This is a genomic window from Azospirillum himalayense (assembly GCF_042657465.1).
In the GTDB taxonomy this organism is placed as follows: domain Bacteria; phylum Pseudomonadota; class Alphaproteobacteria; order Azospirillales; family Azospirillaceae; genus Azospirillum; species Azospirillum himalayense.
In genome coordinates this window covers 32,663-46,187 of record NZ_JBHSLC010000010.1, presented here as the reverse complement: position 1 = coordinate 46,187, position 13,525 = coordinate 32,663, and the positions used below count along the sequence as shown (strand labels likewise).

General features: G+C 68.4%; 15 protein-coding genes. 5 read left to right on the top strand and 10 right to left on the bottom strand.

Annotated features, from left to right (window positions below):
* Positions 1 to 41: 41 nt before the first annotated feature.
* Positions 42 to 941 (top strand): RNA polymerase sigma factor RpoH, encoded by a 900-nt coding sequence (gene rpoH, locus ACFPMG_RS07480; RefSeq protein ID WP_137105302.1) that lies wholly within the window; start codon positions 42 to 44, stop codon positions 939 to 941.
* A 38-nt stretch (positions 942 to 979) separates the two neighbouring features.
* Here rpoH and ACFPMG_RS07475 read toward each other — a convergent pair whose 3' ends face one another.
* The 5 genes from ACFPMG_RS07475 to ACFPMG_RS07455 all read right to left on the bottom strand — a co-directional run bounded on the left by ACFPMG_RS07475 (position 980) and on the right by ACFPMG_RS07455 (position 5,391).
* Positions 980 to 1,741, bottom strand: coding sequence for a DUF6969 family protein (locus ACFPMG_RS07475; protein ID WP_376994557.1), 762 nt, complete (start codon positions 1,739 to 1,741; stop codon positions 980 to 982).
* Between the two features lie 81 nt (positions 1,742 to 1,822).
* A complete protein-coding gene (locus tag ACFPMG_RS07470; protein WP_376994556.1) occupies positions 1,823 to 2,488 on the bottom strand; it encodes an ABC-type transport auxiliary lipoprotein family protein in 666 nt (221 codons plus the stop codon).
* A complete protein-coding gene (locus tag ACFPMG_RS07465; protein ID WP_376994555.1) occupies positions 2,485 to 3,444 on the bottom strand; it encodes an MlaD family protein in 960 nt (319 codons plus the stop codon). The genes ACFPMG_RS07470 and ACFPMG_RS07465 overlap by 4 nt, the downstream gene beginning before the upstream one ends.
* 9 nt (positions 3,445 to 3,453) lie before the next feature.
* Positions 3,454 to 4,248: an ABC transporter ATP-binding protein gene (locus ACFPMG_RS07460; protein WP_376994554.1), complete on the bottom strand. Its 795-nt coding sequence runs from the start codon at positions 4,246 to 4,248 to the stop codon at positions 3,454 to 3,456.
* Positions 4,249 to 4,254: 6 nt separating this feature from the next.
* A complete protein-coding gene (locus tag ACFPMG_RS07455; protein ID WP_376994553.1) occupies positions 4,255 to 5,391 on the bottom strand; it encodes an ABC transporter permease in 1,137 nt (378 codons plus the stop codon).
* Positions 5,392 to 5,590: 199 nt separating this feature from the next.
* Between ACFPMG_RS07455 and ACFPMG_RS07450 the strand changes: the two genes are divergently transcribed.
* Together ACFPMG_RS07450 and ACFPMG_RS07445 are read left to right on the top strand one after the other, a co-directional pair.
* On the top strand, positions 5,591 to 6,106 hold the full coding sequence (locus ACFPMG_RS07450; protein WP_035678983.1) for an adenine phosphoribosyltransferase: 516 nt from the start codon (positions 5,591 to 5,593) through the stop codon (positions 6,104 to 6,106).
* 332 nt (positions 6,107 to 6,438) lie between these two features.
* On the top strand, positions 6,439 to 8,043 hold the full coding sequence (locus tag ACFPMG_RS07445; RefSeq protein WP_376994552.1) for a CocE/NonD family hydrolase: 1,605 nt from the start codon (positions 6,439 to 6,441) through the stop codon (positions 8,041 to 8,043).
* A 13-nt stretch (positions 8,044 to 8,056) separates the two neighbouring features.
* Here ACFPMG_RS07445 and ACFPMG_RS07440 read toward each other — a convergent pair whose 3' ends face one another.
* Entirely contained in the window at positions 8,057 to 8,869 is an 813-nt protein-coding gene (locus ACFPMG_RS07440) for a Fic family protein (RefSeq protein WP_376994551.1), read from the bottom strand.
* 220 nt (positions 8,870 to 9,089) lie between these two features.
* On the opposite strand from ACFPMG_RS07440, the gene ACFPMG_RS07435 reads away from it, so the two are divergent.
* Entirely contained in the window at positions 9,090 to 9,512 is a 423-nt protein-coding gene (locus tag ACFPMG_RS07435) for a bacteriohemerythrin (RefSeq protein ID WP_376994550.1), read from the top strand.
* A gap of 84 nt (positions 9,513 to 9,596) precedes the next feature.
* On the opposite strand, the gene ACFPMG_RS07430 is transcribed toward ACFPMG_RS07435, so the two are convergent.
* Both ACFPMG_RS07430 and ACFPMG_RS07425 read right to left on the bottom strand, forming a co-directional pair.
* Entirely contained in the window at positions 9,597 to 10,226 is a 630-nt protein-coding gene (locus ACFPMG_RS07430; protein ID WP_376994549.1) for a BON domain-containing protein, read from the bottom strand.
* 211 nt (positions 10,227 to 10,437) lie between these two features.
* On the bottom strand, positions 10,438 to 10,914 hold the full coding sequence (locus tag ACFPMG_RS07425) for a CYTH domain-containing protein (RefSeq protein WP_376994548.1): 477 nt from the start codon (positions 10,912 to 10,914) through the stop codon (positions 10,438 to 10,440).
* Between the two features lie 199 nt (positions 10,915 to 11,113).
* Between ACFPMG_RS07425 and ACFPMG_RS07420 the strand changes: the two genes are divergently transcribed.
* Entirely contained in the window at positions 11,114 to 11,350 is a 237-nt protein-coding gene (locus ACFPMG_RS07420) for a hypothetical protein (protein ID WP_014198603.1), read from the top strand.
* Between the two features lie 66 nt (positions 11,351 to 11,416).
* Here ACFPMG_RS07420 and ACFPMG_RS07415 read toward each other — a convergent pair whose 3' ends face one another.
* Both ACFPMG_RS07415 and ACFPMG_RS07410 read right to left on the bottom strand, forming a co-directional pair.
* Positions 11,417 to 11,575, bottom strand: coding sequence for a DUF3309 family protein (locus tag ACFPMG_RS07415; protein WP_014198602.1), 159 nt, complete (start codon positions 11,573 to 11,575; stop codon positions 11,417 to 11,419).
* Positions 11,576 to 11,728: 153 nt separating this feature from the next.
* Positions 11,729 to 13,390: a CorA family divalent cation transporter gene (locus ACFPMG_RS07410; RefSeq protein WP_376994546.1), complete on the bottom strand. Its 1,662-nt coding sequence runs from the start codon at positions 13,388 to 13,390 to the stop codon at positions 11,729 to 11,731.
* Positions 13,391 to 13,525: the final 135 nt, after the last annotated feature.

The window sequence follows — 13,525 nt, the reverse complement described above, 5'->3', positions numbered from 1 at the left end:
GCAGGGTGTTTCCCGAGGATGCCGGAATCAGGAGAAGCTCTTTGACGGAACTGGCAGTTTCTGGCGAACCCCTCACCCTCTTTCTAAAAGAAACCCGCAAGTACGACTACCTCACCCCCGAGCAGGAACGCGACCTCGCCATCCGCTGGCGGGAGCGGCAGGACCGCCGCGCCCTCGACAAGCTGATCGGCAGCCACCTCCGGCTCGTTTTCAAAATGGCCCGCGGCTACCAGGGCTACGGGCTGCCGCTGTCCGACCTGATCGCCGAGGGCAACGTCGGCGTCATGCAGGCGGCGCAGAAGTTCGACCCCGACAAGGGATTCCGCTTCGCCACCTACGCGTCCTGGTGGATCCGGGCGGCGATCCAGGAATATGTGCTGCACAACTGGTCGCTGGTGAAGATCGGCACCACGGCGGCCCAGAAGAAGCTGTTCTTCAGCCTGCGCCGGCTGAAGGCGCAGTTGCAGGACGCCGAGAACGGCACCTTCGGCGGCGACCTGTCTCCCGAAGCGGTGGAGAGCATCGCGACGGAGCTGGACGTCTCCAAGGCCGACGTGATCGAGATGAATCGCCGGCTGGGCACCGATCGCTCGCTCAACGCCACCCTGGCCGAGGATGGCGACAGCGAATGGCTGGACCTTCTGGCCGACGAGGGTCCCGACCAGGAGGCGATCCTCGCCGGTGCGCAGGAGCGCAAGCGCCGTCAGCAGTTCCTCAAGCTGGGGCTGGGCGTTCTCGACGACCGCGAGCGGCAGATCCTGGTGGCCCGCCGTCTGCGCGACGAGCCGCTGACGCTGGAGGAGCTGAGCCAGCACTTTCACGTCTCGCGCGAGCGCGTGCGCCAGCTCGAGGTGCGCGCCTTCGAGAAGGTCCAGAAGGCGGTGATGGCCCAGGCCCGGCAGGTTCCGGGCACCACGGGCAAGGCGCTGCTGCCGGTGTGAGGAAAGCCCTCTCCCGGGACGGGAGAGGGTGTTTTTTATCAAGGCGTGACGAAGCGCGGCGGCTCCGGCAGCACGGAGGACCGCCGCCGCACGCCGCGCAGCGCGTGGTCCACCGCGGCGATCTGCTCCTCCACCGAGATCAGGATCTGCGACGTCACCTCCAGCGACCGGTCCTCGTAGACCCAGCCGTCGGTATGGCGGTGGCTCCAGGCGGCGACCGTCCGGTCGCGCTCGTGCAGCAGGCTGATGATCTGCGGCCGAAACAGCCGAAGCATCGCGGTGATCCAGCGGTTCGCCGGCCAGGACGGGCGGGCGTGATCGACGGTAAAGCTGTCGAGCATGCGGATCACGTCCTCGGCTCCGTACCACGTCTCCCCCGTCACCCAACGGTTCGTCGTGAACAGGCGCACCGGCTGCCCCGCCACGTCCATGGCGATCCCCACCAGATGGGACAGGGCGTCGTTCGGGTTGTCCGGTTCCTCGTAATCCTTCAAAGGCACCGGCTCCATGCCCGGCGGCATCCCCAGCGGGCGCAGGAAGGTGTGGAAGTGCCCGTGCTCGCCGTCGGGCCGCTCATCCTCGGGGTGGCAGTGGTAATAATATTGGGCGTGGTATTCGGCGTCGTAGACGTCGCCCGGCGGGTAGTGCCGCCATTCGTAGAGCGTGCCGTGCCCGCGCAGCAGTTCCCCCACCACCGTGTCGCCGGTCTTGGCGAGCACCCGCTGGCACAGCCGGACCTCCCGCGCGGCCTCCGACATCGCCTGCAATTCGTCGCGCGAAAGCTCCGAAAGCTCCATCATCGGATGCTCTGCCCCGTCAGCCCCTGCCCTTTCCAGATCCCTATTACGTATGAGGCTTTGTACGCATAGCAAGCGCTTTCCTCAACGAAGGCCCGCCGAACCCGGACGGCCAGCTTCGGCGCGGAACACCGCCTCGCCCCGCCTCAAGGTCCAATCCACCAGAGCGCCTTCCACCTGCCCCAGGGCCGTGTTGAAGGCGGCGATCACGTCGCTGAAGTCCGACCCGCGCACCGGCACCACGGCGTCGAAGGTCTCGCCCGCCTCGATGGTCCGGTTGGGCATGGCGACCAGCTTGGCCGACAGCCGCACCCGCACCCGGTCCGGCGCCGCGGCGTTGGAATCGGTGAATTCCGCCTGGAAATCGCGCAGTTCGGTCTTCAACACGAAGTCGGAGCGCAGCCCCGCTGAATCCCGCCCGACCGAGACGATCCGCCGGCTGTCCTCGAAGGACTGGACGATCAGCCCCTGCACCATGTTCGGCGCCCGGTCAGCCCAGGACACCCCGGCGAAATAGTCGAGCGCGGTGGCGGAGCGGGTGACCGCGATACGCGGCGTGTCGATCCCGGCGCTGGCCGCCGGCGGCTCCACCAGCAACTGCCAGCGCACCGGTGGGGAACCGGATTCGGCCACAGTCCCCGGCGTCAGCGTGTAGAGGCTGGGCGCGGTCGGGTTCAGCGCGGCGCAGCCGGTCACCAGGCCGACCGCCAGAAGCCCCGCCACCATCCCCTTCATCAAACGGCTCGTCATCGTCCACGCACCTCCACACCCTGGCGGGTACCGCCGAACAGGAAGTTCGACGGGTCATTCTCGATCCGCGTGACGACGCGGGACAGTTGCCCCGACAAGTCGCGCAACTGCGAGATCAGCAAGGTCAGTTCATACAGCCCGCCGCCGGTGAAGTCGCGGATCGCCCCGCGGTTCTCCCCGATCATGGCGTTGAGCTGGTTGGCGGTCTTGTTCAGCGATCCGGCCAGCGTGCTCAGATCGCCGGTCAGCGTCTTGGTGCCGCTCTCCACCGCGGCCAGCGTGCGCTGCGCCTGCTCCATCGTCTGGCCGAGCTGCGGCCCGACCATCTCGAAGCCCTGGAGCGTCCGGTTGGCCTGGACGAGGGTGGTGTCCAGCCCCCGGCTGGCGCGGGCCAGTTCGCCGGTCAGGTCGCGGGTGTTCGCCAGGATCTCGGCGATGGCCGCCTGGTTCTGCGGGGTCAGCAGGTCCGCCACCCGGTTGGTCAGGTCCAGCGCGCGGTTCAGAAGCTGCGGGGCGGCGTCGACGAACACCGTCAGCGACGACGGGCGCGACGGGATCACCGGGATGCCGCCGTCATGCGCGGTGCGCAGAAGCTCGCTCATCTCCGTGCCGCCGGAAATCTGGACGTAAGCGCCGCCGGTGATGCCCTGGACCTCCAGCGAGGCGATGGAGTCGGTCTTGATCGGCGTGCCTTCCTGCACCTCGATCCGCACGCGCACGCGGCTGACGTCGTTGGGGTCCAGACGGATGTCGGTCGCCGTGCCCACGGGGATACCGCGGTAGCGCACCGGGCTCCCCTCCTGAAGGCCGGTCACCGAACCGGTGAAGTAGATGTAATAGGGCTGGCGCGTCTCCTCCAGCTGGATCTTGGCGACCCAGACCGTGAAGACGAAGAGGCCGGCGAGCAAGGCCAACACGAAGCTGCCCACGAGGATGTAGCTGGTGCGGGTTTCCATGGCGTCCGGTCAGCTTTCTGCATGGCGCGCGGCGCGGCCGCGCGGTCCGTGGAAATAATCGTGAATCCAGGGGTGCGGGTCGCGGAGATGCTCCTCCAGCGTGCCCACGCGGATCTTCTTGTCCACCAGGACGGCGATGCGGTCGCAGATCGAGGTCAGGCTGTCCAGGTCGTGGGTGACCATGAAGACGGTCAGGCCCAGGCTGCGCTGCAGGTTGCGGATCAGCTGGTCGAAGGCGGCGGCACCGATGGGGTCCAGCCCGGCCGTCGGCTCGTCCAGGAACAGGATGTCGGGGTCGAGGGCCAGCGCGCGGGCCAGCCCGGCGCGCTTGATCATGCCGCCCGACAGCTCCGACGGGAACTTCGCCCCGGCGTTGGGCGGCAGGCCGGACATGGCGATCTTGACCCGCGCGATTTCCGCCGCCAGCGCGGCCGAGAGGTCGGTGTGCTCGCGCAGAGGCACCATGACGTTCTGCGCCACGGTCATGGAGCTGAACAGCGCGCCGTTCTGGAACAGCACGCCGGTGCGCGCCTGGAGCGCCACCCGCTCTGATTCCGGCAGGCCGGCGGTGTCGCGGCCCAGCAGCTCGATCCGGCCGTCCGCCGGGCGGATCAGGCCGAGGATTTCCTTGAGCAGGACCGACTTGCCGGTGCCGGAGCCGCCGACCACGCCCAGCACCTCGCCCCGCCGCACGTCGAGGTCGAGCCCGTCATGGACCACCTGCGGGCCGAAGCGCGTGACCAGCCCGCGCACGCGGATCACCGCGTCCTGCGCATCCGGTTGTCTGTCGTCAAACGGCGCCACGGTCCCTCACAGCCTGAGGAAGGAGAACAGGACGGAGAAGACCGCGTCCAGCACGATCACCAGGAAGATGGACTCCACCACCGACTTGGTGGTCAGCGTGCCCACGCTCTCGGCGCTGCCGGAGACCTTCAGCCCCTCGTAGCAGCCGACCATGGCGATCACCAGCGCGAAGACCGGCGCCTTCACCAGTCCAACCAGGAAATGCGGCAGGGTGACGGCGCCGTGAAGCTGGCGGATGAACTGCCCGAAGGTGATGTCCAGCGTCGCGTAGCTCATCACCGCCCCGCCGAACAGCCCCATGATGTCGGCGTAGAAGGCGAGCAGCGGCAGGGTGATCATAAGGGCCAGCGCGCGCGGCACCACCAGAAGCTCCACTACGTCCAGCCCAAGCGTGCTTATGGCGTCCACCTCCTGGTTCACCTTCATGGTGCCGATCTGCGCGGTGAAGGCGGAGCCGGAGCGCCCGGCCACGATGATGGCGGTCATCAGGATGCCGATCTCGCGCAGGATCGACACGCCCAGCAGGTTGACCACGAACAGCTCCGCCCCGAAGCGGCGGAGCTGGTCCGCTCCCTGGAAGGCGAGAACCACGCCGATCAGGAAGGACAGCAGCCCGAGGATCGGCAGGGCGTTCAGCCCGGTCTGCTCGATGTGGAACATCACCGAGCGGAAGCGCAGCCGCCGCGGATTCACGATCAGCCGCCCGAAGGTGATGGCGATGAGGCCGAGGAAGGACAGCAGGTCCCGCCCCTCGCGCAGCCCGTCGACGGCGGTGCGGCCGGTGCGCTCCAGCATGTCGAGGATCGGGCGGTGCGTCTGCGCCCGCTCGACCGGCGGGGGACCGACCTCGCGCACGGCGTCGAACAGGGCGGCGTGCTCCGGACGGATGGCGGCCAGATCGACGCCGTGGCCCGCCGCCTTCAGCCGGTCGGACAGGGCGGACAGCAGATAGGCGCCGACCGTGTCCATGGCGTCCAGCCGCGACAGGTCGAGGCTCACCGCCCCGCCGCCGTCCAGCGCGAAGCCGTCGAGCGTGCCCGAGAGCCCACCCGCGGCCCTCAGGTCCCAATGGCCGAGAGCCGTCAACCGCCATTCACCGTCGCCGGCGCGCGACGATTCCAACCACGCCCTTTCGCGCGCCATGCCTCGTCCTGCCCTTCCCTTTCGGTGCCGCCCTGCGGCGATGCTCATGCTTGTGGAGAGGAACTTGGCCGCTTGCCCCCCCGATGGTCAACCTCAAGCCGGGGAAAAACAGCCGCACAGCGGTGGTTTGCACGCGGCGGGCCTCCCCGATAGTATGGCGCCGCCGTTGCACAGGAACCTTTTCACCATGCCGAACCCCATCGACCTGAAGAACCACATCCGCGGCATCGCCGATTTCCCCAAGCCCGGCATCCTCTTCTACGACATCTCCCCGCTGCTGGCTCACGCCGAGGCGTGGAAGGAGGCGGTTGACCAGTTGGCCGAGGCGCTGCGCCCGCACAAGCCGGAGCTGCTGGTGGGCATTGAATCGCGCGGCTTCCTGATCGCCGCCCCGCTGGCCCTGGCGCTCGGCACCGGCTTCATCATGGTGCGCAAGCACGGCAAGCTGCCCGGCGACAAGGTCGCCCATTCCTATGACCTGGAATACGGCACCGACACCATCGAGGTTCAGGCCGACGCCGTGAAACCCGGCCAGCGCGTGGTCGTCCTCGACGATCTGCTGGCGACCGGCGGCACCATGGCCGCGGCGATCAGCCTGCTGCGCCGCGTCGGCGCCGACGTCCGCGCCGCCGCCTTCCTGGTCGAGCTGACCTTCCTCAACGGCCGCGACAAGCTGGACGTGCCCAGCGTCTCGTTGATGAGCTACGATTCGTAAAAAACGCCTTCTGGAAAGGCGTCTGCCCATCCTTTAAGCACCCTCTCCCGCCCCGGGAGAGGGTGGCGCCGAAGGCGCCGGGTGAGGGTGCTGCCGAGGATCGGACACCGCCCCGTTGCCGATACCCTCACCCTTCCCGCGCGTTGCGCGGGCCCCTTCCCTCTCCCGGGGCGGGAGAGGGAACATCGCGACGGCAATCCGCCGGTCATGGCACAGCACTTGCGTGAGTTGCCGGTCACTGTTGCTCGGCACGGCGCTCCATGACCCATATGGCCCCGGTGATTCTCGAACAGCCGCCCCTTCTGGCCGTCCGGCCTCCCGAAACCGTTTCCATGCGGACGCGCGACGGTGCGCGGCTCGACGCCGACCTCTACCGGCCCGACGGGGTCGGCCCCTGGCCGGTCCTGCTGCTGCGCCTGGCCTGCGGGCGGCGCACGGCGATGACCAGCCATTACGCGCACCCGCGCTGGTACGCTGCCCGCGGTTATGTGGTCGTGGTGCAGGACGTGCGCGGGCGCGGCACGTCGGAGGGCCGTTTCCGCCCCTTCGAGGCGGAGCGCGAGGACGGCGCCGACGCGGTGGCCTGGGCGGCCTCCCTGCCCGGTTCCAACGGCACCGTCGGCATGTACGGCAGCGGATACGCCGGGATGGCGCAGCTTCTGGCACTGGCCGAGCGGCCTGCCGCGTTGCGCGCGATGGTGCCGGCGCTGGCCGGCTGGGACGTCTTCACCGATTGGGCGACGGAAGGCGGGGCCTTCCGGCTGGCCGACGCGATGGGCTGGGCGCTGCGCTGTGCTGCGGAATCGGCCCGCCGGCTGGAGGATGGCGCGGCCTACCGCGCGCTTCTTGAGGCGATCCGCAGCCTGCCGCTGGACGACGAGATTCCGTCCCGCCCGCGGGTGCTGCGCGACTACGCCCGCCATTGCCATTACGACGACTGGCTGACCACCCCAGGTCCGGGCGGAAGCTGGGACGAGCTGTCGCCCCGCCACGCCCTTTCCGGCGGCGTCGGTGAGGTTTCCATCCTTCAGATCGGCGGGTGGTACGATCCGCGCCTGACCGGCACGCTGGCAGCGCACGAAGCCCTGTCCGCCGGCAGCGAGGGTACCGTCCGCCTTCTCGTCGGCCCGTGGGACAGCCGTGGCGTGGCGGTCCATGCCGGGCTCGACAGCCTGAAGCCGTCCGACGTGCCGTCCTTCGACGCCCTGCAACTCGGCTGGTTCGAGCGCTTCCTGAAGGGGGAGATGAACGGCGCGGACCGCGGCGGCCCGATCCGCCTGTTCGACGTTCTGGATCACCGCTGGCGCGACCTGCCGGTCTTGCCGCCCGCCGCACAGCCGCTGCATCTGTCGAGCGACGGACTCGCCACGCGACGCGGCGGCGGTGCCCTGCGCGAGGGCACCCCGGACGAAGCGTTCCTCGATGTCATGGTTCACGACCCGCGCGATCCGGTGCCCACCGTGGGCGGTCACGCCGTGCCCGACGCCGGCCCGCGCGACCGCGCGACCGCCGACGACCGCCCCGACGTGGCGGTCTACGACACCGCTCCGCTCACGGCGCCGCTGACATTGTCGGGATTGGCTGCCCTGGAAATCTGGGTGGAGGCCGACGCTCCGTCCTTCGACGTCAGCGCCGTCCTGTCCGCCGTGCTGCCCGACGGGCGCGTCCTGCCGCTCAGCCAGGGCCACGCGCGGGTAGAGCCTGGCGGCGAGCAGCGTCCCATGCCGGTGGCCTTGCGCGCGCTCTGCGCGACCCTGCCCGCTGGAAGCGCACTGCGCCTCAGCCTCGCCGGGTCCTGCTTCCCGGCCTATCCCATCAATCCGGGGACGGGGGCGGAGCCGGGCGAAACCCGGCTGGTGGACGCGCAGCCGATCACCCTGCTCATCCACGGCGGCGGCGCCCGCCCGTCGCGCCTGCTGCTGCCGGCCCGCGGCTGACCGTCAGTTCCCGTCAGGGACGCCGACCGTAACCCTCGTTGTGGTCATGGTCACTGCCGAAGCCGTGCTCATCCTCGTCGGCCGGCTCGAAGTCGCGGAGGGCACGGGCGGCGCTGCGCAGACACAGATTCAGGCTGCGGTCGAGCAGGCGCATCATCAGGTCGCGGAACGGCGTCTTGTCGCCCAGCGACCAGGCGCGCTCGACCATCGCGCCGTACATCTCGCGATCCTCGTCGGTCACCACCACCGGCGGGAAGCCGGCGCGATTCAGGATCAGGTTGCACAGCAGAAGCGCGGTCGCGGCGTTGCCCTGGAAGAAGGGGCGGACGCTCATCAGCCGGTGGTGCGCCTCGAAGGCGGCCTCCGGCCCCGGCTCCGTTCGGCGCAGCCAGCCCGACAACGCCGACATCGACACCCGCACCTTCGCCGGATCGGGGGAGGCGCCGGCATTGTCCTTCAGCGCGCCGTCCCGGTAGCGCCCGGCGTTGGTGTCGATCCCCTGGTACAGCACGCCGTGAAAAGCCGCGATGGTGCGTTCCGTCACCACGCCGCCGCCCTGGAAAGACAGGCGGGCCATCAGTTCCAGCGCGGCGCGGTGGTTGAGCACGAGGCGCTGCGGGTCGGCCGGACGGCTGCGCAGCACCGCGCCGCGGTCCAGCACCATGCGGATGTCGTCGGGGGACAGTTCCACCCCTTCCACGATCAGGCAGGCGGTGGTCAAGCCGCGTTCGAAGCGGTCGGCCAGATCGCGGACCACCGTCAACGGCATCGGCCGGGCGTCGTCCAGAACCCGCTTCTTCTCCAGAATATCGTCCAGCAGCGCCATCGTCCCGAACTCCGCAGATCCCTTGCATTTTCATAATGCCTGGACGGCGCGCGGGGAAGCACATCCTTTGCCGGCCCACAAGCTCAACAGGGTGCGGTGCAACCTCCGGCCTGCGGTTTTTTGCCGCTTGTGCCGCCGCGGTTGCCGGTTTTAACATCGCAATACAAGATTTCCGCCCCTCTATACTCGGCTGACCCGGCCCTCTGAAAGGATTGATCCGATGCAACATGTTGCCTGGGATAAATCGATGAGCGTCGGCGTCGAAGTTCTCGACGACGACCACCGAAAATTGCTCGACATGTTCAACCATCTACTCAAGGCCGGCATCGCGGAGAAAGACCGCGCCAGCCTGTCCGGGCTGCTGGGGGGTTTGCAGGAATACACCTCCGTGCATTTCACGCGGGAGGAGGCGCTGATGGAGCAGCAGGGCTATCCCGGCCTCGAGGCCCACCGGGCCGCGCACCGTTACTTCATCGACGAGGTGCAGAAGCTGACTCTGGACGACGACGACAGCAACGAGATGATGCTGCGCATCGACCTGATCCTGCTCCTGAAGGAATGGTTCATTGAACACATCCAGTCGGTGGACAGGCAGTACAGCCCCTACATGGCCGAAGACGCCGGCAGCACCGCCGCGCATTGACCGGGCACGCCAACGCCCCCGCTCCGACCGGCGCGAGGGCGTTTCTTGAGCGCTTCATTCGTTGGCGCTTCAGGGGCGGCGCGTTCAGAAGGCCATGGTGCCGCCCGGCTCGCGAAGGCGCAGGTTGTTCTGGACGTGCCGAACGCCGGAGATGGCCTCAGCCAGATCCTCGGCGCGGCGCTTCGCCATGCGGTCGTCGACCGTGCCGTCCAGCGTGACCTCGCCCCCCGACACGGACACCGCAATGTCGGTGGCGTCGAGATAGGGGTCCTCGGTCAGCCGGTCGTTCAGATCGTCGCGGATCCGCTCGTCCGACCGGGTGTAGCCGCGTGGGCCTCGGCCGCGGAACTGGGCGCGCCGCTCATCCTCCTCCCGACGGCGTTCGGCGTCGTCATTTCCGAACCACGAGGCGATCTCATCGCCCGCCTGCTGCCAGAAGTCGCGTTCCCGCGCCATGCCGATGGGCTCGTCGCGATAGCGTTCCTCCCGCATCCTTTCGTCGCGATGCCATCCGCGCTCGGCGTGGCCCCAGTCGCTGCCCCAGCGGCGGCTTGGATCGCGCCCGCCGGAACCGCCGCTTTCGTAGTCACTCCGGGGATAACCGCCTGCGCCATAGGCGCCACGCCCAAATTCGTTGCGGTCGCGGACGTCGCGGCGGTCGTCCTCGTCCACGTTGCGGGCCTCGTCCTTCCACCGGTTCTCGTACTGAGCCATCGTGCCAGACTCCCGTTCGCCGTTGCCCGCCGCCCGTCCGGACGGCCCTTTTGCAACAGGACGGCGCCGGGCTGCGTTCCCCTTTCGGCGCTTCGCCGGAGTTTCCGCACTATCTGGCACGCGGATTGCTGCGCTGCACACAGTCATCCACGCAGCCTTGGCCCCGGTCCCCCCTTCGGACCGGGGCTTCTTTTTTTCACCAGGAGAAGAATTAAGCCGCGCTGACCCAGTGGCGGATCGGGCTGCGCGACAGGGCGGAATTGCTGTAGGCCGCCCGATGCGTGACCTCCGCCCCCACCCAGTCGGGAAGCGGAACGACTTGGTCGGCGTGGGACAGCTCGACCTCGGCGATCACAAGACCGGCGTTTTCGCCGCCGAACACGTCGATCTCCCAGCAGAGACCATGGTGATGAATCAGGTAACGGGTTTTCTCGATCAGCCCGCCCCGGCAGCTGTGGCGCAGAAGGCCAAGGGCAAGGTCGAGGGGAAGCGGATGCTCAATCTCTTCGCGGCACAGGCCGCGGCGGGGGCCTTTGACGGTCAGCGTGGCGTCCGGCCCCGCCACCCGCACCCGCACCGTTCGACCGTCGTCGGAAGGCAGATAGCCCTGGACGATGGACAGGCCGTTTCGGCACAGGGAACGGATGTCCCTCCGGACCAGAAAGCGCCGTTCGATCTCAACCGCCATGATATCGGCCTTTCGGCATATCGGACACCGCGGAGGATAATCGTCCGCCACGTTGCGGCGCAACCATGCCTCATACGCATGAAGTCCATTCCTGCGTTGCGGTATTACCATTTGGACACATCATCGAACAAGCGCCCACGACGCAGTCCCTGACGCTCCGTGGTGGGAGCGACCACCCGTTCTGGGGTAGCATGCCGCCATGGCACAAGACTTCGCACCCTGGCTGATCCTGTTCGCCCTTTACGGCGCGCCCCTCCTCCACGTGATGCTGTCACGGCGCGGCGGCCCGTGGCGTCCCCCGCCCGGCACGCGCTGCCCCTTCGGCCCACGGGCCGGCTGGGTGGTGATGGTGCTGATCCTCGGGCCGATCGGCTGGCTGATGTTCGTCATGCGCAACGGGCGCCGTTCCCGTCCCGGCCGCAGCCCCGGAGCGTGACGCCCAGAGGCCGGTGGCGGAACGGGAACGGCGCCCGCGCGTTGGATTGCCCGGACGGGTGGCCCGTCAGATGCGGCCCATCAGCAACAGCACGATCAGGACCAGCAGCAGCACGCCGAGGATGCCGCTCGGGCCATAGCCCCAACCGCGGCTGTGCGGCCAGGCCGGAACCGCGCCGATTAGAACGAGAATCAAAATGATGAGCAGAATGGTGCCGATGCTCATGACGTCCTCCCAAATGTGGAGCTTTCGCTGAGAAGAACGCGAGCTTGGCCGGCTGGTTCCTGCTGCAAGCCTGTTCTTTGGCGCCCGACCTCTCCATTCGGGGCAACAGGGCCCTACCCTTCCGGTCTTCCTGCAAATCCCGTTTCCAACGGTTCACAAGGGCGGTCCGGCGCGGCGACTCGGGCGCTCCCACACCTTGGCCAGCAGCGCCAGCTTGCTCCGCCCCGGCAGCCGTTCGTCCGACAGCGCTTCCAGGAAGTCGGCCAGACGCTTGGAGCGCATCACGCTGAAGGCGATCAGGCCGACCGTCGCCAGCAGGACGAACAGGAAGAACAGAACCCGCGTCGGCAGCGGGTCGTCGGCCATGGCGAGCAGATTCATGCCGAGGAAGCCGGTGACCAGCGTGCCGATGGTGCTGACCACCGTGACCACGGTCAGCCGCAGCACCGTGTTGGCCTGCCGCCGCAGCCCGTCGCTGTCGAGGTAATCGGACATGTCCTGAACCTCGTCCCGCACCTCGGCGTAGAGGCGGTCGGTGCCGAGATGCCCGGCCCACAGGCGGAACAGGTCGCGCAGCGGCCCCTGGATCGACAGCTCATGAAACCAGTAGCGGTGGGTGAAGCGCAGGAAGATCTCGAACACCTGCCGGATGTCGCGCTTGAACCGCTTCACCGACTCCACGGTGCCGATGTCGAGCTGGCTGACCGCCAGCACCAGCCGGTCGGACAGCATCACCAGCGCCGCCCGGTGGAAATGCACGACCAGCCCCAGCAGGAAATACTGGTGCCGGAACTGTCCGAGCAGCCCGGTTTCCGCATCGGTGAAGAAAGCGTCGCCCTCCGGCCCCACCATGACCAGCGAATGGCCGCAGCACAGGATGCGGCTGCGCGTCCAGGCGCCGGGCGCCCGCGGGTCCCAGTAGCGGTCGTAGCAGTAGCGCTGCTCGAACCCCTCCAGGAAAGCGGGGGCGAAGGGCATCACCTCGCGAGGTCCCAACCCGGGCGACGTGGCGAAGCCCAGCCGCACCCAGTCCGCCCGTTCCAGCCGTTCCGGCTCGTCCAGCGACAGATAGGCCATGGCCGGCATCCGCTGATATTCGAGCTGGCGGTAGCGCAGCAGCCCGGTCTCCTCCGAATGGTGGTGGACCAGGGGGCGCAGAAGGAACGACCAGTGGGCGGCGATGCGCGGCGCCCGGTGGCGGCACACGAAGGACAGGTAATCGGCCTTCCGCTCATAGTCGGAGACTGCGAGAACGGCGCCGTCAGCGCCGATCCATTCGACGCGGTGCGGACATTGCGCGGCGGCGCCGTCCGGCTCCCAGGCGGGCGGATAGGTGCGGCCCAACCGGAACAGCGTGTCCTGCACACGGTCCAGCGGCAGGTCCTCGCCGAACAGCTCGACGACGAGGATCGCCACATCGACGTCGTGGAAGAAATGCAGATCGACATGGGCGATGGCGAAGCGCAGCGGCGCCTGCCCCCGCCGCAGGGTGACCGCCAGCGCCGCCACGTCGCGCCGCCGGAAGACGCGGATCGGAGAGCCGCCATAGCCGGGCCGGTGGTCGCGCGATTCCCCCTCGCCATAAAGGAAGCGCTGCACATAGGGCAGGAAGGACACGAACTCGCTGTAATGGCGCTCGCTGAATTCGCCGGGGTCCTGGGTGAACTCGTCCGCCACCTCCTGCCAGGGGCAGCCCGGCCCGCCCAGCCACTCCCAATGGTTCTGGATCTGCGCGCGCGCCTTCAGCGGCATCAACTGCACCGGCCACAGCAGGATCTCGCGAAACCGGCGCACGCGGATCGGGCTCTCGTCCATGGCGCCCCTCCCCCTTGTCCTTCTTTTCCCACATCCTAGCAGAGTCCGGACCGGCGAAAACGCCGCACCAAGGTGGGATTGCCGGGCGTTTGCGCCACCCCATCGAACCGGACCATTAACCAGGACGAAAGCCCG

What these genes read in the sequence shown, in the direction of transcription:
- ACFPMG_RS07445 (WP_376994552.1), top strand. Translation starts at nt 6,439, where the DNA reads ATGCGGACGCGCGACGGTGCGCGGCTCGACGCCGACCTCTACCGGCCC.
- ACFPMG_RS07470 (WP_376994556.1), bottom strand. Translation starts at nt 2,488, where the DNA reads ATGACGAGCCGTTTGATGAAGGGGATGGTGGCGGGGCTTCTGGCGGTC.
- ACFPMG_RS07440 (WP_376994551.1), bottom strand. Translation starts at nt 8,869, where the DNA reads ATGGCGCTGCTGGACGATATTCTGGAGAAGAAGCGGGTTCTGGACGAC.
- ACFPMG_RS07430 (WP_376994549.1), bottom strand. Translation starts at nt 10,226, where the DNA reads ATGGCTCAGTACGAGAACCGGTGGAAGGACGAGGCCCGCAACGTGGAC.
- ACFPMG_RS07455 (WP_376994553.1), bottom strand. Translation starts at nt 5,391, where the DNA reads ATGGCGCGCGAAAGGGCGTGGTTGGAATCGTCGCGCGCCGGCGACGGT.
- ACFPMG_RS07465 (WP_376994555.1), bottom strand. Translation starts at nt 3,444, where the DNA reads ATGGAAACCCGCACCAGCTACATCCTCGTGGGCAGCTTCGTGTTGGCC.
- ACFPMG_RS07415 (WP_014198602.1), bottom strand. Translation starts at nt 11,575, where the DNA reads ATGAGCATCGGCACCATTCTGCTCATCATTTTGATTCTCGTTCTAATC.
- ACFPMG_RS07475 (WP_376994557.1), bottom strand. Translation starts at nt 1,741, where the DNA reads ATGATGGAGCTTTCGGAGCTTTCGCGCGACGAATTGCAGGCGATGTCG.
- ACFPMG_RS07410 (WP_376994546.1), bottom strand. Translation starts at nt 13,390, where the DNA reads ATGGACGAGAGCCCGATCCGCGTGCGCCGGTTTCGCGAGATCCTGCTG.
- ACFPMG_RS07435 (WP_376994550.1), top strand. Translation starts at nt 9,090, where the DNA reads ATGCAACATGTTGCCTGGGATAAATCGATGAGCGTCGGCGTCGAAGTT.
- ACFPMG_RS07420 (WP_014198603.1), top strand. Translation starts at nt 11,114, where the DNA reads ATGGCACAAGACTTCGCACCCTGGCTGATCCTGTTCGCCCTTTACGGC.
- ACFPMG_RS07425 (WP_376994548.1), bottom strand. Translation starts at nt 10,914, where the DNA reads ATGGCGGTTGAGATCGAACGGCGCTTTCTGGTCCGGAGGGACATCCGT.